General features: G+C 67.3%; 18 protein-coding genes and 1 pseudogene. 6 read left to right on the plus strand and 13 right to left on the minus strand.

Features of this window, described 5'->3' with window-relative positions:
* Window positions 1-79: pseudogene (locus tag AC5QAB_RS14680) on the minus strand (cell division ATP-binding protein FtsE); the annotation flags it as partial.
* 164 nt (window positions 80-243) lie between these two features.
* Entirely contained in the window at window positions 244-1,965 is a 1,722-nt protein-coding gene (gene rhlB / locus AC5QAB_RS14685; protein ID WP_049404055.1) for an ATP-dependent RNA helicase RhlB, read from the minus strand.
* Between the two features lie 508 nt (window positions 1,966-2,473).
* On the opposite strand from rhlB, the gene trxA reads away from it, so the two are divergent.
* From trxA to AC5QAB_RS14700, 3 genes are all read left to right on the plus strand, one after another.
* Window positions 2,474-2,803, plus strand: coding sequence for a thioredoxin (gene trxA / locus AC5QAB_RS14690; RefSeq protein WP_005411275.1), 330 nt, complete (start codon window positions 2,474-2,476; stop codon window positions 2,801-2,803).
* Between the two features lie 227 nt (window positions 2,804-3,030).
* Window positions 3,031-4,776, plus strand: coding sequence for a transcription termination factor Rho (rho, locus tag AC5QAB_RS14695; RefSeq protein ID WP_046429862.1), 1,746 nt, complete (start codon window positions 3,031-3,033; stop codon window positions 4,774-4,776).
* A 208-nt stretch (window positions 4,777-4,984) separates the two neighbouring features.
* Window positions 4,985-6,559: a sensor domain-containing diguanylate cyclase gene (locus AC5QAB_RS14700; RefSeq protein ID WP_495233473.1), complete on the plus strand. Its 1,575-nt coding sequence runs from the start codon at window positions 4,985-4,987 to the stop codon at window positions 6,557-6,559.
* A gap of 39 nt (window positions 6,560-6,598) precedes the next feature.
* On the opposite strand, the gene AC5QAB_RS14705 is transcribed toward AC5QAB_RS14700, so the two are convergent.
* Together AC5QAB_RS14705 and aceK are read right to left on the minus strand one after the other, a co-directional pair.
* Entirely contained in the window at window positions 6,599-7,489 is an 891-nt protein-coding gene (locus tag AC5QAB_RS14705) for an energy transducer TonB (RefSeq protein ID WP_495233474.1), read from the minus strand.
* Window positions 7,490-7,569: 80 nt separating this feature from the next.
* Window positions 7,570-9,300: a bifunctional isocitrate dehydrogenase kinase/phosphatase gene (aceK, locus tag AC5QAB_RS14710; RefSeq protein WP_495233475.1), complete on the minus strand. Its 1,731-nt coding sequence runs from the start codon at window positions 9,298-9,300 to the stop codon at window positions 7,570-7,572.
* A 155-nt stretch (window positions 9,301-9,455) separates the two neighbouring features.
* Between aceK and AC5QAB_RS14715 the strand changes: the two genes are divergently transcribed.
* Window positions 9,456-10,202, plus strand: coding sequence for a KilA-N domain-containing protein (locus tag AC5QAB_RS14715; RefSeq protein WP_495233476.1), 747 nt, complete (start codon window positions 9,456-9,458; stop codon window positions 10,200-10,202).
* 74 nt (window positions 10,203-10,276) lie between these two features.
* On the opposite strand, the gene AC5QAB_RS14720 is transcribed toward AC5QAB_RS14715, so the two are convergent.
* From AC5QAB_RS14720 to AC5QAB_RS14760, 9 genes are all read right to left on the minus strand, one after another.
* Complete coding sequence (locus AC5QAB_RS14720; protein ID WP_014648639.1) at window positions 10,277-10,636, minus strand: hypothetical protein; 360 nt, start codon at window positions 10,634-10,636, stop codon at window positions 10,277-10,279.
* Window positions 10,637-10,689: 53 nt separating this feature from the next.
* Window positions 10,690-11,106, minus strand: coding sequence for a roadblock/LC7 domain-containing protein (locus AC5QAB_RS14725; RefSeq protein WP_032961694.1), 417 nt, complete (start codon window positions 11,104-11,106; stop codon window positions 10,690-10,692).
* The gene (locus AC5QAB_RS14730; protein ID WP_014648641.1) at window positions 11,099-11,647 is read right to left on the minus strand and encodes a GTP-binding protein; all 549 of its coding nucleotides are present in this window, start codon (window positions 11,645-11,647) and stop codon (window positions 11,099-11,101) included. The genes AC5QAB_RS14725 and AC5QAB_RS14730 overlap by 8 nt, the downstream gene beginning before the upstream one ends.
* Window positions 11,640-12,605 (minus strand): hypothetical protein, encoded by a 966-nt coding sequence (locus AC5QAB_RS14735; RefSeq protein WP_014648642.1) that lies wholly within the window; start codon window positions 12,603-12,605, stop codon window positions 11,640-11,642. The genes AC5QAB_RS14730 and AC5QAB_RS14735 overlap by 8 nt, the downstream gene beginning before the upstream one ends.
* Window positions 12,606-12,921: 316 nt before the next feature.
* Window positions 12,922-15,144, minus strand: a complete 2,223-nt coding sequence (locus AC5QAB_RS14740; RefSeq protein ID WP_046432822.1) for an NADP-dependent isocitrate dehydrogenase — start codon at window positions 15,142-15,144, stop codon at window positions 12,922-12,924.
* Window positions 15,145-15,501: 357 nt separating this feature from the next.
* Window positions 15,502-16,014, minus strand: a complete 513-nt coding sequence (locus tag AC5QAB_RS14745) for a hypothetical protein (protein ID WP_241884501.1) — start codon at window positions 16,012-16,014, stop codon at window positions 15,502-15,504.
* 45 nt (window positions 16,015-16,059) lie between these two features.
* On the minus strand, window positions 16,060-16,353 hold the full coding sequence (locus tag AC5QAB_RS14750) for a LysM peptidoglycan-binding domain-containing protein (RefSeq protein WP_005419771.1): 294 nt from the start codon (window positions 16,351-16,353) through the stop codon (window positions 16,060-16,062).
* A gap of 285 nt (window positions 16,354-16,638) precedes the next feature.
* Window positions 16,639-17,457: an NADPH-dependent 7-cyano-7-deazaguanine reductase QueF gene (queF, locus tag AC5QAB_RS14755; RefSeq protein ID WP_049439336.1), complete on the minus strand. Its 819-nt coding sequence runs from the start codon at window positions 17,455-17,457 to the stop codon at window positions 16,639-16,641.
* Between the two features lie 616 nt (window positions 17,458-18,073).
* Complete coding sequence (locus AC5QAB_RS14760; RefSeq protein ID WP_032957881.1) at window positions 18,074-19,393, minus strand: M20 family metallopeptidase; 1,320 nt, start codon at window positions 19,391-19,393, stop codon at window positions 18,074-18,076.
* Window positions 19,394-19,579: 186 nt separating this feature from the next.
* Here AC5QAB_RS14760 and AC5QAB_RS14765 point away from each other — a divergent pair, with 186 nt between their 5' ends.
* Both AC5QAB_RS14765 and AC5QAB_RS14770 read left to right on the plus strand, forming a co-directional pair.
* On the plus strand, window positions 19,580-20,824 hold the full coding sequence (locus tag AC5QAB_RS14765; protein ID WP_495233477.1) for an efflux RND transporter periplasmic adaptor subunit: 1,245 nt from the start codon (window positions 19,580-19,582) through the stop codon (window positions 20,822-20,824).
* Between the two features lie 74 nt (window positions 20,825-20,898).
* The gene (locus AC5QAB_RS14770) at window positions 20,899-24,132 is read left to right on the plus strand and encodes an efflux RND transporter permease subunit (protein ID WP_495233478.1); all 3,234 of its coding nucleotides are present in this window, start codon (window positions 20,899-20,901) and stop codon (window positions 24,130-24,132) included.
* The last annotated feature ends 11 nt before the right edge of the window (window positions 24,133-24,143 follow it).

The raw sequence follows: 24,143 nt of genomic DNA on the forward strand, positions 1-24,143 counted from the left end.
CCTCGAAGCTGACATCGATCAGCGCCTCGTGGCCACCGGCGTACTGTTTGCTGACATTGTCGAAGCGCAGGACACTCATGCCCCGATTATGCAGGAGCGGCGCGACCTCGTGGAGACGGTCGCGCCGATCGGTAGTGCCGGGCGCTGGCCGGCAGCCATGTGGGTTGCCGGCCAGCGGCCGGCACTACCGTTCAAAGCGACCCGACCAGCGGTCGGGTGCTACCCGCTGATCGGCAGCGCCGATCAGCTGCCCGACAGCATCCGGCGGATCTTGCGGCCGATGCGGGTCAGGAACGAATCGCCGCTGTCGGCCGCCGTGCGCACCGGCTTGGCCATCACCTGCACCGGGGTCACCGGGCTGGCGCCGTTGCCGGCGTTGGCCTGCACACCCTCGCTACCCTCGACCGGACGTCCGTGGCGACGACGACGGCGCTTGCGCGGCTTGCGCTCGCCATCCACGGCACCTTCCGGCGCGCCCTCGGCGCGCGGCGGGCGCGGCGGACGCGGAGCCTGGGCGACAGCGGCTTCAGCACCTTCGGCCGGGGCAGCTGCAACCTGCTCGCCTTCCACGCGCGGCTTGCGCGGGCCACGCGAACGGCGCTCGCCGCTGCGCTCACCGTCGCGACGCTCGCCACGGCCACCGCCGGAGCGGCCCCCACTGCGACCACCACCACGGCGCTCTTCTTCAGCGGCGCGGGCTTCGCGCGCTTCACGGAAGATCTGGCCGACGCTCTCGTTCTCCTCACCTTCCTCGCCAGCAGCCGGGGCCGGGCGTTCCGGGCGCGGCAGCGGCGTCAACAGTTCCTTGGTGACCGGCTCGGACGGGATCTTCTGCTCGATGTAGGCCTCGATGTCCGGCAGGCCCATCGCGTAGCGTTCGCAGGCGAAGCTGATCGCATCACCCTCTTCGCCCAGGCGCGCGGTACGACCGATGCGGTGCACGTAGTCTTCGGCGTCGAACGGCAGGTCGTAGTTGTAGACGTACTTGATGCCGTCGATGTGCAGGCCACGCGCGGCCACGTCGGTGGCCACCAGGATTTCCAGCTGGCCCTTCTGGAAGCGGTTGAGCAGGCTCTCACGCTTCTTCTGCGGCACGTCGCCGGACAGCACGCCGACGCGGTAGCCGGCCTTTTCCAGCGAGCGGGCGACGCGCTCGACGAACACCTTGGTATTGACGAACACCATGGTGCGCGCGCCTTCACTGCGCGACAGCAGGCCCAGCAGCAGCGGGATCTTCTCGTCGTCGGCCGGGAAATAGATGCGCTGGCGCACGCGCGCAGCGGTGATGGTCTCGGCTTCGACCACCAGCTTCTGCGGCTCGTTCATGTGCTCGTAGGCCAGCTCCAGCACGCGATGGCTGAGGGTGGCACTGAACAGCAGGGTCTGGCGGATGGTGCGTTCCGGCATGCGGCGCAGCAGGAAGCGGATGTCCTTGATGAAGCCCAGATCGAACATGCGATCGGCTTCGTCCAGCACGCAGATCTCGCAGGCATGCAGCGAGACCACCTTGTGCTGCTTGACGTAGTCGATCAGGCGGCCCGGGGTGGCGATGATCACGTCCACGCCCTGCTGCAGCAGCTCACGCTGCTTGTCGTAATCCACGCCGCCGTAGACCAGCGCGAAACGCAGGCCCAGGTCGGAACCGAACTTCACCGCATCCTTGTGGATCTGGATGGCCAGTTCGCGGGTCGGGGCAAGGATCAGCGCACGCGGATCCTCCGGCTTGCGGTCGGCCAGCGCCGGGCGGGTCAGCAGGCGGTTCACGACAGCGACCAGGAAGGCCAGGGTCTTGCCGGTGCCGGTCTGGGCCTGGCCGGCAACATCACCGCCGGGCAGCGCGACCGGCAGGGTCAGCGCCTGGATCGGGGTGCAGCGGGTGAATCCGGCTCCTTCAAGGCCGGCCTGCAGGGCCGGATGCAGCTCGAAGGAGGAGAAGGTCAAATCGGTCAGCGGTTTGTCGCTCATGAGTCCGTCTTGGTATGGCCGCCGGCCCGTGGGGCGGCTGGCACTTCATCGTCTAGGGGCACCGTCGCAAACTGCGGCCCCTGCGGCGGGTTGGCAGGCTGGGACCACCGGTCCGCGCGCCGCACAATGCCCCAGTTTACCGCACTCGGGCAGGCAAACCGGAATGCAGCGTCTCATGGCATCCAGAGACGCCACCTTCACCCAGCCACACCGGACTTGAACGGCCTGCCCGGGTTCGCTGGTGTCGCCCACTGCCAGCCCCATGTACAGGAAGACAGTGAAATCCGACACATACCGGCCATCGAAGCGATCACGATACGCTGGGTTCCAACCGGCGCCTGTCCCTGCCCTGCGATAGGGGTACACTGCCGGCCGTGAGCGTCCAGGCATCCCGCCGAACGCACCGCGGCAGTGCGCCGCGAGGCAACGACGAGGGTCGCGCCACCGGGCATGGCCCAGTTCACCCACCTCCGGCATGGCCGGGTGCAATCCAAGACGAGAAACCAAGATGAGCGACAAGGTTGTACATGTCGGCGACGCCGACTTCGATAGCGCAGTGCTGAATTCCAAGGAACCGGTGCTGGTCGATTTCTGGGCCGAGTGGTGTGGCCCCTGCAAGATGATCGCCCCGGCGCTGGACGAACTGGCCGATGCCTACCAGGGCCGCGCCAAGATCGCCAAGGTCAACGTCGACCACAACCGCGCACTGGCCGCCAAGTACCACGTGCGTTCGATTCCGTACCTGGTCGTGTTCAAGGACGGCGAGAAGGTCGGCGAGCAGATCGGTGCGGTGGGCAAGGCCCAGCTGGCCGGCCTGCTGGACAAGGCCCTGGCCTGATCCTGCTGTTCCCGGCAGCCGCCGCCCGCGGCTGCCGGCGGGCGCCCCGCGTCCATCATGAATGCTGTTCCCGGCGACCCTTGCATGCCGCCGCAGGCCGATGATAGTGTCGGCATATCCGGCCGCGCTCGCGTGCCGCACCCTCTGGACGCAGTTTCTTCCAGACCCATTCCCAACGTTCGCCGCCCCAGCCGGGCGCTCGCACCTTCAAGCGAGGAATAACGCTCTTGTCCGATAACACTTCCGAAACCGGCAGCGCCGATGCGCCCGCCGAAAAGCGCGTGCGCAAGCCCCGCGTGAGCAAGGCCGCCGCCCCGGCAGCCGCCGAAACCAGCGCCGCTCCGGCGCAACCGACCCTGCCGCTGGCAGCCGCGCCCGAAGCGCCGGCACCGGCTGCAGCCGCCCCCGCGCCGAGCGCGCCTGCCACTGAAGCCCCCGCCTCCGGCGGCGGTGAGGGTGGCGAAGGCCGCGAATCCGGACAGCGCCAGCAGAACCACCAGGGCGGTGGGCAGCACCAGGGCCAGGGTCAGAACAACAACCCCTACAACCAGAACGGCCAGCAGGGCCAGGGCAATCGCCGCGACCGTTTCCGCAACCGTCGCGACCGCGACCGCAACCGCGGTGGCCGCGATGACGGCATGCCGCAGGACGGCGGCGAGCAGCAGCCCTTCGTGCCGCGCCCGCACGCCAACGTGCCCGAGGGCTTCCCGGTCTACTCGCTGAGCGACCTCAAGCGCATGCCGGCACAGAAGCTGCTGGAGATCGCCGAGCAGCTGCAGATCTCCGAAGGCGTGGCCCGTGCCCGCAAGCAGGACGTGATCTTCGCCCTGCTGAAGGTGCTTACCCGCCACGGCGACGGCGTTGCCGCCGATGGCGTGCTGGAAATCCTGCCGGACGGCTTCGGCTTCCTGCGCGCGGCCGAAGCCAGCTACCTGGCCGGCCCGGACGACACCTACATCTCGCCCAGCCAGATCCGCCGCTTCAACCTGCGCACCGGCGACCACATCTCCGGCCGCATCCGCTTCCCGAAGGACGGCGAGCGCTACTTCGCGCTGAACATCGTCGACACCATCAACGGTGAGCCGATCGAAGCGTCGAAGAACAAGGTGCTGTTCGAGAACCTGACCGCGCTGTTCCCGCGCCGCCGCTTCACCCTGGAGCGTGGCAACGGTTCGTCGGAAGACATTACCGGCCGCATCCTCGACCTGATGGCGCCGCAGGGCAAGGGCCAGCGCTCGCTCATCGTGTCCCAGCCGAAGGCCGGCAAGACGATGATGATGCAGCAGGTCGCCACTGCCATCACCACCAACCATCCGGACGTGCACCTGATCGTGCTGCTGATCGACGAACGCCCGGAAGAAGTGACCGAAATGCAGCGCACCGTGCGCGGCGAGGTCATCAGCTCGACCTTCGACGAGCCGGCCGCGCGCCACGTGCAGGTGGCCGAAATGGTCATCGAGCGCGCCAAGCGCCTGGTCGAGCACAAGAAGGACGTGGTGATCCTGCTCGACTCGATCACCCGCCTGGCCCGCGCCTACAACAACGTGGTGCCGAGCTCGGGCAAGGTGCTGACCGGTGGCGTGGACGCCAATGCCCTGCACCGCCCGAAGCGCTTCTTCGGTGCCGCGCGCAACGTGGAGGAAGGCGGCAGCCTGACCATCATCGCCACCGCGCTGGTCGACACCGGCTCGAAGATGGACGAGGTGATCTACGAAGAGTTCAAGGGCACCGGCAACAGCGAAGTGCACCTGAGCCGCCGTATCGCTGAAAAGCGCGTGTTCCCGGCCATCGACATCAACCGTTCCGGCACCCGCCGCGAGGACCTGCTGATCGAGCCGGAACTGCTGCAGAAGATCTGGATCCTGCGCAAGCTGCTGCATCCGATGGATGAAATGGCCGCGATGGAGTTCCTGCTGGACAAGATGAAGAACACCAAGTCCAACGACGAGTTCTTCGGCTCGATGAAGCGCTGATCCACGGCATTGCATCGAAAGGAACCTGCCGCTCGCTGCGGCAGGTTTTTTTTTGCCGGCAGGGCGACCCACTTCACTTTGCCGCCGCCGACTTTTGGCGATAATCCGCCCGATACCCTGCCCGGCCCTGCGGGCGTGGCCACCGATTCCGCTGTCGCCCCTTCCGGAGAACCGGTCGGGTCCAGCCTCCTGCCGGATCCGTCGACGCATGCGAACGCTGTCTCCCCGCCTCAACCTGGGCAAGCTGATCCTCGCCCTGGCCCTGCTCAGCGCCATCATCGCCCTGGCCAATACCCTGCTGGCCAGCTACCGCGTGCAGCGCGACCAGCTGGTCGGCAATACCCTGGAAGCCAACCGCGTCTATGCCACCAAGCTGGCCGAGACCACCCAGAACTTCCTGTTGGCCGCGCAGCAGGAGCTGGCCTACGCCGCCACCCGGCTCGGCCAGAGTGACCTCGATCCGGCACAGGCGCAGGACGAGGCCAGCCGCCTGCAGCTGCAGACCAACAGCTTCAATTCCTCGCTGGTGGTGGACGCCGACGGCCTGGTGATCGCCACCTCGCCGCAGACCCTGCAGCTGCAGGGCGAGGTCCTGCACAGCGTCGGCAACAATGCCGCATTGGCTGCACGCCAGCCGATGATCAGCGACCCGTACCAGTCGACCACAGGCAAGCTGCTGGTCTCGCTGTCGCACCCGATCTTCGACCGCCAGGGCCACTATCGCGGCTACGTCAGCGGCACCCTGTACCTGCGCCAGCGCAGCGCGCTGCATACGCTGCTGGGCAAGCACTACTACCGCGACGGCTCCTACCTGTACGTGGTCGACCGCCATGGCCGCCTGCTGTACCACGCCGACGGCAAGCGGGTCGGCGACTACGTGGTCGGCAACCCGGCGGTGAAGGCGGTGGTGCGCGGTGAGCGCGGCGCGCAGCAGGTCCGTAACAACCTGGGCGTGTCGATGCTGGCCGGTTACGCGCCGGTACCGGCCACCGGCTGGGGCATCATCGCCCAGCGGCCGACCGAGGCCACATTGCAGCCGTTGTCACGGTTGATGACCGCGGTGATCTGGAACGCGATCCCGCTCGGCCTGCTGTCACTGCTGATCACCTGGTGGTTCGCCCGGCGCATCTCGATGCCGCTGTGGCAGCTTGCGCGCAACGTGCAGGGTGGCGAGGACACCGGCAGCGCGATCAACCACGTCAGCGGCATCCGCGCATGGTACTTCGAGGTTGCCCAGCTCAAGCAGGCGGTCCTGCACAGCTTCAACGCCCTGCAGGACCGCATTGGCACACTCAACCGCGCCAACCGTACCGATCCGCTGACCGGCCTGCTCAATCGCCGCGGCCTGCAGCAGGCGCTGGATGCGCTGCAGGTGCAGGGCATTCCGTTCGCGATCCTGGCGCTGGACATCGATCGCTTCAAATCGATCAACGACAGCCACGGCCATGACGTCGGTGACGCCGCCATCGTCCATATCGCCGACCAGATGCGCCGCTACTCGCGCGACAGCGACATCCTCTGCCGTGCCGGTGGCGAGGAATTCCTGCTGCTGCTGCCGGGCATCAGTACCGACTCGGCGCGCCAGGCCGGCGAGCGGCTGCGCCAGCACATCGCCGATCATCCGTTCGAGCCGGTCGGCACCATCACCGTGTCGATGGGCGTGGCCCACTTCCCCAGCTTCCATGTCGATGCCGAGCAGGCGCTGCGGCTGGCCGACAAGGCCCTGTACATGGCCAAGGAACAGGGCCGCAACCGCGTGGTGGTCTACCCGTACGCGGACTGAAAAGCGGCCGGCCTGGCCGACCGCTCCATCGCACCGGGCTCAGCGCTGCGCCAGCGGCGTCAGCAGGCGCAGGCCGCGCTGGGTGCCACCGACCATGTACACGCCGCCGGCCGGCAGCAGATCACTTCCCGCCTGTCCGGCGCCATCCGGCGTGCGCCAGGGTGCGGCCTGGCGCGGGCCGGGGATGAAGGCACGCCAGCGGCCGTAGCGTTCCGGCTGGCCGTTGTCGCTGTTGTTCAGGGCGAAAGTGACCGGCACGCGCACGGTCCATGAATCCCGCGTGCTGTCCTCGCCGGTGGTCGGCGGCGAGAAGGTCCACTTGCGGGCCGCACTGATACTGGCCTTGGCGAAGATGTCGCGCATCCTGGCCATGGTCCGTTCCGGTGCGACCACGGTCATGTTCACCTGCTCGGCAATGACATCGGCCACGGTGCCGTCGCGTGCGACCTTGACCAGCAGCAGTACGTCACCCTGCCCGCCATTGCGGAAGGCCTCTTCGGGGTAGCGCGGCGGCGGCATGCGCTTCTGGGTGATCGAATCGGTAGCCTTCGGATCATATTCACTGAAGTCGACGCTGGTCATGCTGATCTGGTAGTTGCCGTCTTCCTGCTGCTTGCCACGCAGGCGTACGCGCAGCGGCGCGTGGACGGCCACCGGCGTGCCATCGCGCAACGTCGGTTCGAACTGCCAGCCGCGGATGGCGCCTTCCACGAACGACACGATGCCGGGTGCGAGCATGGCACGCTGGTCCAGGACCAGCGTGCTGACCGAACCATCGGCCGCCACGTCGATACTGCCCGACAGCACCATGCTCATCTCGGCAGTGGCGCGCACGGCGCGCGCGTTCTGGGCCATGGCATCGGCCGGCAGCAGGGGAGCACCGGCGGCGAACGCCAGGGCCAGCGCAAGGAACAGGGGGGAACGCATCATTGCCGGATCCATGGTGATGAGGTGAACCCCGAGCGTACCGCAGTCCGAGCGGGACCGGCAGGCAGTCCACGCCACGCCGTTCAGGCCAGGCGATGGACCGCCGCATAGGGCGGGGTATCCGGATAATCACCGCTGGCGAAGCGCGCCTGCAGGCCCTGCCACCACGCGGGATCAAACAGGTGCCGGTAATGTTCGCGCACCGCCGCCAGCTCGCCCGCCGGCAGGCCCATGAACGGGCCGAAGCGCTCGGGAAACACGTCGCGTGGCCCGACATGGAACCAGGGTTCGTCGGCCATGGCTTCCTCCGGCGTGCGCGGCTGCGGCCAGGCGCGGAACACGCAGTCGCTGACCAGGCACAGCTCGTCATAGTCGTAGAAGACTGCCCGGCCATGCCGCGATACGCCGAAGTTCTTCGGCAGCATGTCGCCGGGGAAGATGTTGTTGCGCGCCATGTCGGTGATCGCCTGCGCGTAGTCGAGTACCGCCGCACGCACCGCGTCGCCGCCCTGCTCGCGCAGGTACAGGTTCAATGGACGGAAGCGACGCTGCACGTAGCACAGTGCGACTTCCACCTGGTCGCCATCGACGCGCACGCTCTGCGCGCACTGCTGCAGCAACTCTTCCAGCAAGGCCGGGGCGAAGCGGTCGCGCGGGAAACGCAGGTGGCGATACGGCTGCGCATCGAGCAGGCGGCCGACGCGGTCGAGATTGAACACCAGCGCGTATTTCTCTTCCACCTGCTGCCGCGACATCGCCTTGGGCCAGGCGAAGCGGTCGCGGATCAGCTTGAACACCAGCGGATAGCTGGGCAGGGTGAACACCGCCATGACCATGCCCGGCGTGCCTTCGGCGGGCACCAGCCGCTCCTGCGGATGTTCGTTGAAGTGGCGGAAGAAGGTCCGGTAGCGCTCGGTCTTGCCCTGCTTGGCGCGACCCAGCACGGTGTAGATCTCATCGATGGGCTTGCCCGGCAACAGGCTGCGCAGGAACACCACCGCATCGCCCACCGTGGCAAGGTCGGCCTGGAAATAGCTGCGCGACACGCCGAACAGATGGGCGACATCGCGACGCCGGGTCAGCACCGCATCTGCACGCAGGCCCTGCCCATCGTTGACCAGGGCGATCACGCACGGTGAGAAGCGGTGTTCGCCGAACACGCGACCCACCAGGTAGGCGCGGCGCTCCCGGTAGAACACGGTGTCGAGCAGCTCGATGCTGCGCACCGGCGTATCACCCCAGTGGGCCAGATCATCCTGCAGGCGCACAGCGATGGCCGCCGCGCAGCGCAGCTGGTGCGCATAGGGAATGTCGAAGCGGTAATCGGCCAGCACGCGCTGGAGAGCCTCCACCGGCCGCGTCGGCGAGACCGCATAGGTATGCCGTGCGACCGGGTGGGTGATCGCATCGGACGGCTCGACATCGAAGGCGATGAACTCCAGCGCCGGGTCCACGCCACGGGTGGAGAACAAGCGCCGCGACAGCGTGTTGTAGAAGGTCTTGTACAGTTCGGCGTCGATCAGCCCCCGCAGCAGTGCGCTATAGCGCGCATGCACCTGCAGCCACAGCGCGCGTTCCCCGATCGCTTCGCCGGCGAGACGCCGCAGCGCATCCATCTGTTCGGCGATGCACAGGTCGTACAACGCGATGCGCTCGACTGCATCCCGGCGCGCGCCCACCCAGTCGCGCTGCTCGAAACGCTGCCGCGCACGGGCGGTGATCGCCGCAAAGCGGGCGTGATACTGCTCGAAGCCGGCGTGAATGGCGCCGGCGATGCGCGACGCCAAGTCGGCAACGGTGTCAGGCTCGGACATGCAGGGCTCACCCGGGAGGACCTGCCTCACCATACGCTGGCGTGGGGTGGCTTGTGTAGGGCCACTGCATGCCGCGACAAACGCAACGATTCCTACAGACCTGATGCCTCCCTGCTGCCTACCCTTTCAGGCCCAACAACGGCACGAGGTGACGCATGCAGCAAATGACCTTTATTCCGCGCGTGGAGGAAGGCAACGTCATCCCGCAGCGCGCCCGCGACGGCCACATCAGCGCGACCGCCCTGTGCCAGTCCGTCGGCAAGCGTTGGTCCGACTACCGGGCACTGAAATCGACGGAGGAGTTCCTGCAGGAGCTCATGGCGCAGACGAAGCTGTCCGAGAATGAGCTGATCCACGTGGTATCCGGTGGGAACCCGGCCATGCAGGGCACCTGGATCCACCCGTACCTCGCCATCCACCTCGGCCAGTGGCTGTCGCGCAGGTTCGCAGTGAAGGTCTCGCAGTGGGTGGTGGAATGGCAGCAGGGTCGCGCCAATGCGTTGCTGCCCGTGCACATCGACCGCTACATGCAGAACCGTGCCAAGGTGCCGTACACCCATTTCTCGATGCTCAACGAGCTGACGTTGAACCTGATCGCACCGCTGGAGCAGGCGGGCTATACGCTCCCGCAGGCGCTGGTGCCGGACATCTCCGAAGGCCGCCTGTTCTGCAAATGGCTGAGGGATCATCGCGGCGTCGACACCGATGCGCTGCCCACGTATGACCACGCCTACCCGGACGGCCGCACGGTGCAGGCCAAGCTGTATCCCAACGAGTTCTACGAGGACTTCCGCCGCCACTTCAACGAAGTGTGGCTGCCAGATCATGCGCCCAGGTACTTCGCCGCACGCGACAGCAAGGCTCTCTCGTTCGTCTCTGCACTGCTGCTTCCAGCAGCCTGAAGGCAGCGCCGAACGTGCTCGGCTGCTTCGGCTGGAAGCAGCCGAGCATGGTCCGGCGCTACGGAGGCGGCCGCTCAGATCGCCAGTTCGGCCTCCACGTCCTGCACCTTGCGCCGGGCCAATGCCAGGTTGGACTTGGTACGGTCCAGCACGATGTAGAAGAACAGGCCCTTCTTCTTCGCCACCGGGCGCATGATGTGGTACGCCTTGCCCAGCGAGATCAGGATGTCCTCGATGCTGTCGTTGAGGTTCAGCGATGCGGCGGTCTTCATCTTCGCGCGGATCACTTCGGTATTGCCGGCGGCGGCCACTTCCATGTCCATGCCAGCACCGGCTTCGCCCAGCAGCATGCCGCTTTCGTAATCGACCAGCGCCACTGCCTGCGCGCCGTCGATGCCCATCAGTGCGTTCAACGAATCATTCAATCCAGCCACGTCGCACCCCTTGTCGATGTTGGTCCGAGCCCCTTGTTCCCCTGCGGCCGGGCTCACGATCCGCCGAGTTCGGCCAGGATCGCCTGGCCACATTCCCTGCTCTGCCAAAGCACCTGGCCGATCACGCTGCGCTGGTCGCAGGCCGCCATCAGCAGCAACGGTGCGCGCCCTTCGGCCTGGATCGCCAGCATCAGCACCTTTCCGCCCGCCGCTTCCAGCATCAGTGTCTGCAGATCGCCCAGCACCAGTTCGCGCCCGACCGCCGCAGCCAGCGCCAGCATCGCGCTGGTCATCGCCGCCAGCCGTTCGCCGCGCCCTTCGGCGCCGGCGCTGACCAGGGCAAAGCCATCGACGCTGGCCAGCACGACCGTGCGCACGCCTTCGACCCGCTGCTGCAGGTCCTGCAGCAGGGGCTGCAGGCGCTCACGCTGACCGGCGTCGGGCAGTACCGCCACCTGCCCGTCAGCCATGTGCAGCCACCAGTGCGTGCGCTTCCATTTCGCTCATCAGTACATCCATCAGCAGCAGTCCCTGTCCTCGGTCACGGGCATCCACGGCCAGCAGCGGCAGCGGCTGGTCGTCAAGGCAGGCACGGATGGCCCAGTCATCCAGTGCGGCCTGCGGTGCCTGGTCCAGGTGGGTGACCGCCACGACCAGTGCCAAGGATGATGCGAACGGCTGCAGCACCTGCAGATAGCCTTCCAGCTCGCTGGCCAGGCCGGCGCGGCGCGCATCCAGCAGCAGCACCGCGCCACGCGCGCCCTGCAGCAGGATCGGCCACAGGAAATCGAAACGCTGCTGGCCGGGTGTGCCGTAGAGACGCAGGCGTTCACCGTTGGGCAGGTCGATGTCTGCATAGTCCAGCGCCACGGTGGTGGAGGCCTTGTCGGCGCCGAGGCGATCACTGTTGGCCACATCCGTGTCGACCACCGCGCCAGCCGCGATGCTGCGTACCAGCGTCGACTTGCCGCTGCCCATGCCGCCCAGCACGACCACCTTGTGCTCACGCATTGCGCTCGCTCCCGCGCAGGTGCCGCCACAGGCGGGCGAGCAGTCCGTTGTCGGTGCGGGTGCCACCTGCCGCCATCATCAGCGTCGCCGGGGCGGCCTGCAGCTGCGCGTAGCCACACAGATAGGCGGCATGGATGAAATCGCGAACGGCCGCCGCCGGCAGTTCGAGCAGCATCGTGCATTCCTCAACCGTGCACGCACGCTTGAGCAGCAGCGAGCACAGGCGGAAGCCATCGTGGTCATGGCCCAGTACGCGGAAGTCCGGCCAGCGCAGCAGCTTCACCGAGGCGCCGCGCAGGCGCTCGTCCAGCGCCTGCCAATGGCGGCTGCGTTGCGCCCATTGCCACAGCAGTGGCCGCAGCGGCTGGCGTGGCCGCTCGCCGGCCAGGGCCTGCAGGCGCGCCGGTGTCAGCGCGTCCAGCTGCAGGCGCTCAAAGGCATCGGCCAGCCGCTCCACCAGCGCCGCAGCCGGCTCCTGCAACAGCACGGCCTGATCGTGCTCCAGATCCATCAGCAGCAGAGGCTCGCCCGCATCACCCAGCAGTGCCTGGCCCTGTCGCAGCGGCAGCCGCTCGCGCAGCAGGCGGGTGATGGCGTGCGCGCCATCTGCCAGGCGGATCGGCGCAGGTGTCTGCATGACCAGGGGCTCCGGTGCCAACTGCATGCGACGCAACGCGCGACCGATGGCACCGTCATCAAGCACGTCCTGATGCCCGTCGCCATCACGCAGCTGGCCGCCGATGTCCTCAATCCAGCACTGCAGGCGCGGACGTTGCTGTCGCATGCGCTGGGCGGCGTTGCGCAGCGCCGGGGTATCGCGGATGACCAGCAGATCACAATCGTCCAGATCCTGGCTGCGGCGGACCTGGCCATCCGGCAGCGCCGAGGCCAAGCGCAGCCGTTGCAGCAGGGCCTGCTCGCCCTGGATATCGGTTCCCACTACCAGCACGCGTGCCATCCGTGTTCCCCGTGCGGCCACCTCCCCGGTGGCCTCGCGTCGCCAAGGCTAGGGCATCGCCAGCGGCGGCCGTCGTGATCGATTGCTCAGATTCAAGGCGACTGCGAAACCGCGCCGATCCATTCTGCGACCGCCATCGCGGGCAAGTTTCATGCCCCGTTGACGGCATTCCGACGACCGACGGATGTCACGGTTCTGGACACGGGTCGAATGGGGTCAGATCCCTTTTGCTTGCAAAAGGGATCTGACCCCAGCGCCATAAAAAGAAACCCGCGCCGAAGCGCGGGTTCCGGTGTCACGGCCGAACGGCAGTGGATCAGCCGCGCAGCTGTTCCAGCGCGGCGTTGAAGGTCGCGCTCGGGCGCATCGCCTTGCTGGCCTTGGCCACGTCCGGGCGGTAGTAGCCACCGATGTCCACGGCCTTGCCCTGCACTGCGATCAGCTCTTCGACGATCTTCTGCTCGTTGTCGGTCAGCGTCTTGGCCAGCGGGGCGAAGCGCGCCTTCAGGGCGGCGTCCTCGTCCTGCGCGGCCAGGGCCTGGGCCCAGTACAGCGCGATGTAGAAGTGGCTGCCACGGTTGTCGATGCCACCCAGCTTGCGCGATGGCGACTTGTCGTTGTCCAGGAACTGGCCGTTGGCTTCGTCCAGCGCCTTGGCCAGCACACGGGCAGCGGCGTTGTCGTAGCGGTTGCCCAGGTGTTCCAGCGACGCGGCCAAGGCCAGGAACTCACCCAGCGAATCCCAACGCAGGTAGTCCTCTTCAACGAACTGCTGCACGTGCTTCGGGGCCGAACCACCGGCACCGGTCTCGAACAGGCCGCCACCGGCCATCAGCGGCACGATCGACAGCATCTTGGCGCTGGTGCCCAGTTCCATGATCGGGAACAGGTCGGTCAGGTAGTCACGCAGCACGTTGCCGGTCACCGAGATGGTGTCCTCGCCCTTGCGGATGCGGTCCAGCGAGAACGCGGTGGCTTCCACCGGCGGCAGGATGCGGATGTCCAGGCCGGTGGTGTCGTGGTCCTTCAGGTACTGCTCGACCTTGGCGATGACCTGCGCGTCGTGGGCGCGGGCGGCGTCCAGCCAGAACACGGCCGGGGTGCTGCTCAGGCGGGCGCGCTCGACGGCCAGCTTGACCCAGTCCTGGATCGGCGCGTCCTTGGTCTGGCACATGCGCCAGATGTCACCAGCTTCCACGGCGTGCTCGAACACCACGGCGCCGGCATCATCGGTGACCTTGACGACGCCGTCGGCGGCGATCTGGAAGGTCTTGTCGTGCGAGCCGTACTCCTCGGCCTTCTGCGCCATCAGGCCGACGTTCGGCACCGAGCCCATGGTGGCCGGGTCGAAGGCACCGTGCGCCTTGCAGTCGTCGATGACGGCCTGGTACACGCCGGCGTAGCAGCGGTCCGGAATGACCGCCTTGGTGTCCTGCAGCTTGCCTTCGGCATTCCACATCTTGCCCGAGTCGCGGATCATCGCCGGCATCGAGGCGTCGACGATCACGTCGCTCGGCACGTGCAGGTTGGTGATGCCCTTGTCCGAATTGACCATGGCCACGCCCGGGCGCTGCGCGTACTCGGCGGCCAGGTCGGCCTCGATCGCGGCGCGGGTGGCTTCAGGCAGCGACGGCAGGCGCGCAGCCAGGTCACCAATGCCGTTGTTGGCATCGAAACCGGCCTGCTTCAGCACGTCGGCGTGCTTGGTCAGTACGTCCTTGTAGAACTCGTTCACCGCCACGCCGAACATGATCGGGTCGGAGACCTTCATCATGGTCGCCTTCAGGTGCAGCGAGAACAGCACGCCCTGGGCCTTGGCATCGGCAATCTGCTCGCCGATGAACGCGGCCAGTGCCTTGCGGCTCATGACGGCGGCATCGACGATCTCGCCCGCCTTCACTGCGGTCTTTTCCTTCAGCACCACGGCGCTGCCGTCCTTGCCGTGGAAGGTGATCTTCAGCGAACCGGCGTTGGCCAGGGTGGCCGACTTCTCGCTGCCGTAGAAGTCACCGGCGGCCATGTGCGCGACGTGCGACTTCGAATCCGACGCCCAGGCGCCCATGCGGTGCGGATGCTTGCGCGCGTAGTTCTTCACCGACAGCGGTGCACGGCGGTCGGAGTTGCCTTCGCGCAGCACCGGGTTCACCGCACTGCCCTTGACCTTGTCGTAGCGCGCCTTGTAGTCGCGCTGCTGGTCGTCGGCCGGGGTTTCCGGGTAATCCGGCAGCGGATAGCCCTGGTCCTGCAGTTCCTTGATGGCCGCCTTCAGCTGCGGCACCGAGGCGGAGATGTTCGGCAGCTTGATGATGTTGGCGTCCGGGGTGGTCGCCAGCTGGCCCAGCTCGGCCAGGTCGTCGCTGACCTTCTGCGCGTCGCTGAGCAGTTCGGGGAACAGCGACAGGATGCGGCCGGACAGCGAGATGTCACGGGTTTCCACCACGATGCCTGCGGTGGCGGTGTAGGCGCCGACGATCGGCAGCAGCGACTGGGTGGCCAGGAACGGTGCTTCGTCGGTCAGCGTGTAGAGGATCTTGGACATGGGGGACTTGGACTCTGTAGCAGTGCTCAGGGGAAGGCCGGCGCCAGCGCCGGGCCACGTGCAACCGTGTCGCGCGCGGGGCCGGGCCCCACGCTTTCCCCCGTCGCCGTCAGGGTGGGCGCGCGGCGGGGAAACCCCTGCATTGTCGCGTTTTCAGCCGCGCGGGGCAAAGCTGTGCCATACGCGGCGGTACTGCACGGCGGCAACGCTGTGATCCATCCGCGCCAGGATGAAGCCCCCCACAGCATCAGCAGATCCACGCCATGCGTGGATGAAGCCAGCCATCGCCCAACAAAAAAGGACGCAGCCTCGCGGCTGCGTCCATCGTGAGCCCTGCCGGGAGAGAGTCGGCAGGACTTACTTGACCTCGAACTCCTGCGGCGTTCCGGCCGCCTTGCCATCGACGGTGACCTCGGCGCGGTACTTGCCGGCCGGCCAGCCCTTTGCATTCTTGAACGTGACGTTGGTGGTTTCCGCACCACTGGTGTTCAGGGTGGCGTTCTGTTCGCCGGCTACCTGGCCGTCCTGGTAGGTCAGCTTGGCGCCAACGGTGACGTTGTTGGCAGCGCCGTCGGTCTTGACCGAGACGATGATGTCATCCTTCGGTGCGAACAAAGCCGTCGTCGCAACCGACTTGTCGGCGGCGGCGGTCTTGCCGACGGTGACCGACGAGACGTTGACCGCAGCGGCTTCGGCCATCGGCGGCGGTGCGCCGGTCATCGGCGCGGGAGCTGCGGGTTCGGCCGGGGCGGTCGCTGCCGGAGGGGCGTTGCTGTCGGTCGACTCTTCCTTCTTCTTGCAACCGACCAGGGCAACGCTGCCCAGCAGGGCGGCGATCAGGGCGGTCTGTAGCGGGGTGGTCTTGATCATTCGGGGTTCCTCCCAAGGATTGTCGGACGGCGTTCGATGGCCGGCTTACTTCGGCGGCAGTTTCAGGGTCTGGCCCGGGAAGATCTTGTCCGGGTCATCAAGCACATCGCGGTTGGCTTCGAAGATCTTTTTCCAGGCATTGGCGTCGCCCAGATGCTGCTTGGCGATCTTCGACAGCGAGTCACCCTTCTGCACGGTATAGGTGCCGCCGCTGACAACGTCTGCGGTGCTGTCCACCGAAGCGCTGACGCCGGAGAAGTCCGCCTTCGGCACCTGCTCGGCGGTACTGTCGACACTGCCACTGACGCCGGAGAAATCGGCTTTCTTCTCGGTACTCATCCACAACTCCCGTCTGCATGACTACGTGATTCGCACGGTGCCATGGAGGTTGTTAAATGGGGATGGTGCAGATGTGAAGCCGCCCCCCGGGGCGGCTGAACAATCGGGGGAATGGACGCCCGGTAGTGCCGGCCGCTGGCCGGCTGTGCCAGGGGGATCCGGCCTTGGCCGATTGCCGGCCAGCGGCCGGCTCCACCCGTAACCGCCTGCGAATCATGGTAGTGCCGGCCGATGGCCGGTGCTCGCCGGGCATGGCCCGGCGCAACGGGCAACCGCCTGTGGCGGTTACTGCCGCAGTTCGCGGTAGGTCGCGGCCGGGGCGGCGATGCCCGGGCTGGCACGCCAGGGGTTGATGTCCAGGCCGCCACGACGGGTGTAGCGGGCCTCCACTTCCAGCCACTGCGGCTGGCAGCGCGCAGACACCTCGCTGAAGATCCGTTCAACACACTGCTCGTGGAACTCGGCGTGCTCGCGGTAGCTGACCAGGTAACGCAGCAGGCCGGCGCGGTCGATCTTCGGCCCGCGGTAGCGCAGGCTGACCGTGGCCCAGTCCGGCTGGCCGGTAACCGGGCAGTTGGACTTCAGCAGCGCCGAGACCAGGGTTTCCTCCACCACCTCGCCGGCATCAGCGGCGAGGAAGTCTGCCTGCGGCGGGCCGTAGCAGTCGATCTCCAGGTCCAGCCCATCGATGGATTCGCCGAGCGGCGTCTCACGCAGGCCCGGCAGGCCGAACTCGACCTCGACCGGCGCACCGGCGCAGGCCGACAGATCCGCCACGATGCGCGCGCGCAGTGCCTCGGCGCTGTCGATACGGGTGCTGTTGAGGGAGTTCAGGTACAGCTTGAACGACTTCGATTCGATCAACCGCGGCGAGGTGCACGGCACCTGCACGGTGGCGACGGCGACCTGCGGCTTGCCACGCGCGTCGAGCCAGCTCAGCTCGAAGGCATGCCAGCGGTCGTGGCCAACGAACGGCAGCGCGGCATCATCGAGGCCGATCTCGGCGCGGGCGCCGCTGCGGGGGATGGGAAACAGCAGGCCGGGATCGTACTGCGACGGGTAACTGACCTCGCGACCGAGGCTGGAATCCTGTGGGGTGTTCATGGGCGCCATTGTATCGCGCGGACGGCGGGCCTTCGGCCGGGCTGGCCAACGGCGGAGCCCCTCCGTGGTGGTTGTGTTGCCGGATACAGGAGCTGGCCGGGAGGGTGGGTTGGCCGGGGGACGCCGTAAACCCGTCCATGGGGGCTTGGCCGCGGCTTGCTCGTGTGCGCTGTCTTGCGCACACGGCAAGGCCTGGGTTGGGCGTCCTGCCCAACCCGCCCGAGGCATGCCTCGGGCCCATGCCGCGGACACCCCCGCCCCGCCTGCCCACCCGGCCCCTGACAGTTCCTTGCGCGCGGCCATCACCACGGGAAAGATCAGAAAATCAAGATCAAAAGCCGATTCTTCAGACGTTCACGACGCCTGCCGTGTCGACCAAGGTCGACACCCACCAAAGCAGGATGTCGTTCCGACAGCTCGCGGGAAACCGTCGAAGGCGGGGCGGGTCCGGTGGCAGGGGCGTGAGCCGCATGGATGCGGCGACCGAGCTTACATGGACGTACTTGCAGCGTCCCCTGCCACCGGACCCACCCCGCCATCCCTCAGGAAACCAGCTTTTGCCGTTGACGTGGCTTTGGTCTCGGCGGGTGCAGGGCTGCAAGCCCTGCGGAAACCCTCACCCCGCCGGGGTGCCGGCACCGTGCAGGTAATCCAGGCTCACCTGCAGCAGCGCGCGGAACCCGACATCCAGCGCCTTCTCATCCAGCAGGAACTTCGGCGAATGGTTCGCCGGCGCCGTTGCCGGATCGATGCCCGCGCTGGTGGAGCCGACGAAGAAGAACATGCCCGGCACCTCCTTGGCGTACAGCGAGAAATCTTCCGCACCCATCTGCAGCGGTGGCTCGTATACGTTGTCCTTGCCCACCACCGCCTGCAGGCTCGGCAGCATCTTCGCGGTCAGTGCCGGGTTGTTCACCGTGGCCGGGTTGCCGTCGGCTTCGTAGATCTCGGTCACCGCCTTGGCACCATGCGCGGCGGCGGTGTGCTCGGCCACGTTGCGCAGGTCGGCGAAGATCTGCTGGCGCATGCCTTCGTCGAAGGTGCGGATGGTGCCGACCATCTCCACTTCATCGGGAATGATGTTGTAGCGGATGCCGCCGTTGATCGCGCCGAAGGTCAGCACTGCCGGCTGCTTGGACAGGTTGGCGCGGCGGCTGACGATGGTCTGCGCGGTGCCCACCAGGTCGGCGGTGGCGACGATCGGATCAACCCCGTTCCACGGCGCCGAGCCATGCGTCTGGCGGCCGATCACCTTGATCCCGAACCGGTCCGAGGCCGCCATCAACGGGCCACCGCGCACCGCGATCTGACCCACCTGCACGCTGGAGAACACATGCAGGCCGAACACCGCTTCCGGCTTGAAATCGGCGAACAGGCCTTCCTTCAGCATGAGTGCCGCACCACCCTCTTCCGGCGGCGGTGCGCCCTCCTCGGCCGGCTGGAAGATCAGCATCACCTGGCCCGGCAGGTCCTTCTTCATCGACACCAGTGCTTCGGCCACGCCGAGCAGGGTCGCGGTGTGGGCGTCATGGCCACAGGCATGCATCACGCCCACGGTCTGCCCGCGGTACTGGTCAGTGGCCTTGGAGGCGAACGGCAGGCCGGTCTGCTCGGTCACCGGCAGCGCGTCCATGTCGGCGCGCAGGGCGATCTTCGGCCCCGGCTTGCCGCCCTCGATGATCGCCACCACGCCGTGGTGGGCGATGCCGGTCTTCGGCTTCAGGCCCATCGCACGCAGGCGCTTGGCGACCTCGGCCGAGGTGCGCGCCTCGCGGTTGGACAACTCCGGATGCTGGTGGAAATCGCGGCGCCATTCGACCACCTTGGCCTGCAGCCGCTGCGCGGCGGCGGTCACTTCCGGGCGCTGCCCGTCCTGGGCGTGGGCAAGGGCCGGCAGGGCCAGCAGCAGGGCGGACAGCAGCAGCGAACGGCGCATCGCAATCTCCACGGCAGAAGGGTTCCAGCTGAATGTAGGGCAACACCGCCGCCACGGGAACCTCCGGCGCTCGATCCGGTCTTAGCGCCCGTCCCATCCGTCATGCAGGAAACGTGATGTGGCACAGGTATGCTTTGCGCATTGCCCCGGCGTCCCGCCTGGTCCAGCCCTCTCGGAGTCCTCGTAATGTCACGTGTTTGGAAGATCGTGCTGCTGGTCGTGGCAGTGCTGGTGCTGGCCGTGGTCGGCCTGCGCGTCATGGGCGGGGGCAAGGACAAGGCCGGTGGTGCAGCTGCGGGGGCGCGCCAGGGCGGCGAGGATCCGAATGCCGGTCCAGTACCGGTGACCGTGGTGGAGGCCACGCGCCAGGACGTGCCGGTGTATGCCAGCGCGCTGGGCACGGTGACTGCGATGAACACCGTTACCGTCAGCCCGCAGGTCGGCGGCCAGCTGATGAGCCTGAATTTCCGCGAAGGCCAGGAAGTGAAGCAGGGTGACGTGCTGGCGGTGATCGATCCGCGCACGGCCCAGGCCAGCTATGACCAGGCCGCCGCAGCCAAGCGCCAGAACGAAGCCCTGTTGGCCACTGCGCGCTCCAACTTCCAGCGCTCGAACGCGCCTGAGTATCGCCAGTACGTCGCCAAGACCGATCTGGATACACAGCGAAACCAAGTGGCACAGTACGAAAGCGCCGTGGCCGCCAACGAGGCCAGCATGCGTTCGGCGCAGGTGCAGCTGCAGTACACCAAGGTCACCGCACCGATCTCCGGCATCGCCGGCATCCGCGCGGTCGACGCGGGCAACGTGGTCAACGCCGGCACCGCGCTGGTCACGCTGACCCAGATCCATCCGATCCACGTGCTGTTCAACCTGCCCGAGCGCCAGCTCGGCGACGTGCGCCAGGCGCAGGCCGCCGGCACGGTGCCGGTGGCCGCGCTGGACCGTGCCGATTCGCATGTGTTGTCCGGCGACGGCAAGCTCGACGTGGTCGACAACCTGATCAGTGCCGACAGCGGCACGTTCAAGGCGCGCGCGATTTTCGACAACACCGACAACGGCCTGTGGCCGGGCCAGTTCGTCAACGTGCGCATGCAGCTGCGCACGATCGCCGGTGGTGTGGTCATCCCCACCCAGGCGGTGCTGCGTGGCCCGGATGGCGAGTACGTCTACATCGTGCAGGGCGACAACACGGTAACGATGCAGACCGTGCGCAGCGGCGTGGAAGTGGGCGACAGCCAGGTGCAGATCGCCGAAGGCCTGAAGGGCGGCGAGCGGGTGGTCAGTGAAGGCCAGTTCCGCCTGAAGCCGGGCAGCAAGGTCACCGCGTTGAAGCCGGGCGAGACCCCGGCCGCACCGACCGAGGCCGAACTGAAGGCGGCCGAGCAGAAGAACGCAGGCGGCGGTGGCCGCCGCGGTGGTGGCCCGCGCTGAGCGCAGGCCACTGATCTCCCTCGCGCCGGCATACCCGCCGGCGCCGACATTGAAGTGCCAGCAAGGATCAGTCCGTGGGCTTTTCGACGATCTTCATCCGCCGCCCGATCGCTACCTCGCTGTTGATGGCGGGCCTGTTGCTGCTGGGCATCCTCGGTTACCGCAAGCTGCCGGTGTCGGCGCTGCCGGAAATCGATGCGCCCAGCCTGGTGGTCACCACCCAGTACCCTGGCGCCAACGCCACCACCATGGCCTCGCTGGTCACCACCCCGCTGGAGCGCCAGTTCGGGCAGATTTCCGGGTTGGAGCTGATGACCTCCGACTCGTCGGCCGGGTTGTCGACGGTCATCCTGCAGTTCTCGATGGACCGCGACATCGACATCGCCGCGCAGGACGTGCAGGCGGCGATCCGCCAGGCCACCCTGCCCTCGTCGCTTCCCTACCAGCCGGTCTACAACCGGGTGAATCCGGCCGACGCGGCCATCGTCACCCTGAAGCTGACCTCCGACACGCGCCCGCTGCGCGACGTCAACAACTACGCCGACTCGATCCTGGCCCAGCGCCTGTCGCAGGTGCAGGGCGTGGGACTGGTGTCGATCGCCGGCAACGTGCGCCCTGCCGTGCGCATCCAGGTCAATCCGGCGCAGCTGTCGAACATGGGCCTGACCCTGGAGCAGCTGCGCAGCGCACTGACCCAGGCCAACGTCAATGCGCCCAAGGGCTCGTTGAACGGCAAGACGCAGTCCTACAGCATCGGCACCAACGACCAGCTGGCCAGCGCCGCCGAGTACCGCGACACCATCATCAGCTACAAGAACGGCCGCCCAGTGCGGCTGTCGGACGTGGCCGAGGTGATCGATGGCGTGGAGAACGACCAGCTGGCCGCCTGGGCCGATGGAAAGCCGGCGGTGCTGCTGGAAGTCCGGCGCCAGCCTGGTGCCAACATCGTGCAGACCGTCGAGCGCATCCGCGCGATCCTGCCGCAGCTGCAGGGCGTGCTGCCGGCCGACGTGCACCTGGAGATCTTCAACGACCGTACCGAGACCATCCGCGCCTCGGTGCATGAAGTGCAGTTCACCCTGATCCTCACCATCGGCCTGGTGGTGGCGGTGATCTTCGTGTTCCTGCGCCGGTTGTGGGCCACGATCATCCCGTCGGTAGCAGTGCCGTTGTCGCTGGCCGGCACCTTCGCGGTGATGGCGTTCGCCGGGATGTCGCTGGACAACCTCTCGCTGATGGCACTGGTGGTGGCCACCGGCTTCGTGGTCGACGATGCGATCGTGATGATCGAGAACATCGTGCGCTACATCGAGCAGGGCAAGAGTGGCAAGGAAGCGGCCGAGATCGGCGCGCGCCAGATCGGCTTCACCGTGCTGTCGCTGACCGTCTCGCTGGTGGCGGTGTTCCTGCCGCTGCTGCTGATGCCCGGCGTCACCGGACGCCTGTTCCACGAGTTCGCGTGGGTGCTGAGCATCGCGGTGGTGCTGTCGATGCTGATCTCGCTGACGCTCACCCCGATGATGTGTGCCTACCTGCTCAAGCCCGACGCCCTGCCCGAGGGCGAAGACGCGCATGAGCGCGCAGCGGCCGCCGGCAAGCAGAACCTGTGGACGCGCACCGTCGGCCTGTACGAGCACAGCCTGGACTGGGTGCTGGGCCACCAGCGCCTGACCCTGGCCGTGGCCGGTGGTGCACTGGTGCTGACCGTGCTGCTGTATGTGCTGATTCCCAAGGGCCTGCTGCCCGAACAGGACACCGGCCTGATCACCGGCGTGGTGCAGGCCGACCAGAACATCGCCTTCCCGCAGATGGAACAGCGCACCAAGCAGGTCGCCGAAGCACTGCGCCACGACCCGGATGTGACCGGCGTGTCGGCGTTCATCGGTGCCGGCAGCATGAACCCCACGCTCAACCAGGGCCAGCTGTCGATCGTGCTGAAGGAGCGCAGCCAGCGCGATGGCCTGGAGCAGATCCTGCCGCGCCTGCAGAAGGCGGTGGCCGGAATCCCGGGCGTGGCGCTGTACCTGAAGCCGGTGCAGGACGTGACCCTGGATACCCGCGTGGCCGCTACCGAGTACCAGTACTCGCTGTCGGACGTCGATTCGGCAACGGTGGCCACCCAGGCCACGCGCCTGACCGAAGCGCTGCGCAAGCGCCCGGAACTGGCTGACGTCGACAACAACCTGTCCAACCAGGGCCGCGCCCTGGAGCTGAACATCGACCGCGACAAGGCCAGCGTGCTGGGCGTGCCGATGCAGACCATCGACGACACGCTCTACGATGCGTTCGGCCAGCGCCAGATCTCCACCATCTTCACCGAGCTCAACCAGTATCGCGTGGTGCTGGAAGTGGCGCCGGAGTTCCGCACCAGCACCGCGTTGATGGAGCAGCTGGCGGTGGCCTCCAATGGCGCCGGCGCGCTGACCGGCACCAATGCCACCAGCTTCGGCCAGGTCACCTCGTCGAACTCGTCGACCGCCACCGGCATCGGCGCGCAGAACACCGGCATCACCGTCGGCGCAGGCAACATCATCCCGCTGTCGGCGCTGGCCGAAGGCAAGGTGAGCAGCGCGCCACTGGTGGTCAGCCACCAGCAGCAGCTGCCGGCGGTGACGGTCTCGTTCAACGTGGCGCCGGGCTATTCGCTGTCCGAAGCGGTGCGTGCAATCCAGGAGACCAAGGACAGCCTGGACATGCCCACCCACCTGCATGCCGAGTTCATCGGCAAGGCCGCCGAGTTCACTGGCAGCCAGACGGACGTGGTGTGGCTGCTGCTGGCCTCGCTGGTGGTGATCTACATCGTGCTGGGCGTGCTGTACGAGAGCTACATCCACCCGATCACGATCATCTCCACGCTGCCGCCGGCCGGTGTCGGCGCGCTGCTGGCGCTGATGCTGTGCGGCCTGAGCCTGTCGGTGGATGGCATCGTCGGCATCGTGCTGCTGATCGGCATCGTCAAGAAGAACGGCATCATGATGGTGGACTTCGCGATCGAGGCCCGCCGCGCCGGTGCCAACGCGCACGAAGCGATCCGCCGTGCCTGCCTGCTGCGCTTCCGCCCGATCATGATGACCACCGCCGCGGCCATGCTGGGCGCGCTGCCGCTGGCCCTGGGCACCGGGATCGGCTCGGAGCTGCGCCGCCCGCTGGGCATCGCCATCGTCGGCGGCCTGCTGCTGTCGCAGCTGGTGACCCTGTACACCACCCCGGTGATCTACCTGTACATGGAGCGTTTCTCCGAGTGGCTTGCCCGCCGCCGCGAGCAGCGTGCGTTGCGCGACGGTTCGCTGCAGGAGCCGCAGGCATGATCCACGCCCCG

It is taken from the genome of Stenotrophomonas sp. YJH_SMC_127 (genome assembly GCF_059372445.1).

What these genes read in the sequence shown, in the direction of transcription:
- rhlB (WP_049404055.1), bottom strand. Translation starts at nt 1,965, where the DNA reads ATGAGCGACAAACCGCTGACCGATTTGACCTTCTCCTCCTTCGAGCTG.
- trxA (WP_005411275.1), top strand. Translation starts at nt 2,474, where the DNA reads ATGAGCGACAAGGTTGTACATGTCGGCGACGCCGACTTCGATAGCGCA.
- AC5QAB_RS14700 (WP_495233473.1), top strand. Translation starts at nt 4,985, where the DNA reads ATGCGAACGCTGTCTCCCCGCCTCAACCTGGGCAAGCTGATCCTCGCC.
- AC5QAB_RS14705 (WP_495233474.1), bottom strand. Translation starts at nt 7,489, where the DNA reads ATGATGCGTTCCCCCCTGTTCCTTGCGCTGGCCCTGGCGTTCGCCGCC.
- aceK (WP_495233475.1), bottom strand. Translation starts at nt 9,300, where the DNA reads ATGTCCGAGCCTGACACCGTTGCCGACTTGGCGTCGCGCATCGCCGGC.
- AC5QAB_RS14715 (WP_495233476.1), top strand. Translation starts at nt 9,456, where the DNA reads ATGCAGCAAATGACCTTTATTCCGCGCGTGGAGGAAGGCAACGTCATC.
- AC5QAB_RS14725 (WP_032961694.1), bottom strand. Translation starts at nt 11,106, where the DNA reads ATGGCTGACGGGCAGGTGGCGGTACTGCCCGACGCCGGTCAGCGTGAG.
- AC5QAB_RS14730 (WP_014648641.1), bottom strand. Translation starts at nt 11,647, where the DNA reads ATGCGTGAGCACAAGGTGGTCGTGCTGGGCGGCATGGGCAGCGGCAAG.
- AC5QAB_RS14735 (WP_014648642.1), bottom strand. Translation starts at nt 12,605, where the DNA reads ATGGCACGCGTGCTGGTAGTGGGAACCGATATCCAGGGCGAGCAGGCC.
- AC5QAB_RS14740 (WP_046432822.1), bottom strand. Translation starts at nt 15,144, where the DNA reads ATGTCCAAGATCCTCTACACGCTGACCGACGAAGCACCGTTCCTGGCC.
- AC5QAB_RS14745 (WP_241884501.1), bottom strand. Translation starts at nt 16,014, where the DNA reads ATGATCAAGACCACCCCGCTACAGACCGCCCTGATCGCCGCCCTGCTG.
- AC5QAB_RS14750 (WP_005419771.1), bottom strand. Translation starts at nt 16,353, where the DNA reads ATGAGTACCGAGAAGAAAGCCGATTTCTCCGGCGTCAGTGGCAGTGTC.
- queF (WP_049439336.1), bottom strand. Translation starts at nt 17,457, where the DNA reads ATGAACACCCCACAGGATTCCAGCCTCGGTCGCGAGGTCAGTTACCCG.
- AC5QAB_RS14760 (WP_032957881.1), bottom strand. Translation starts at nt 19,393, where the DNA reads ATGCGCCGTTCGCTGCTGCTGTCCGCCCTGCTGCTGGCCCTGCCGGCC.
- AC5QAB_RS14765 (WP_495233477.1), top strand. Translation starts at nt 19,580, where the DNA reads ATGTCACGTGTTTGGAAGATCGTGCTGCTGGTCGTGGCAGTGCTGGTG.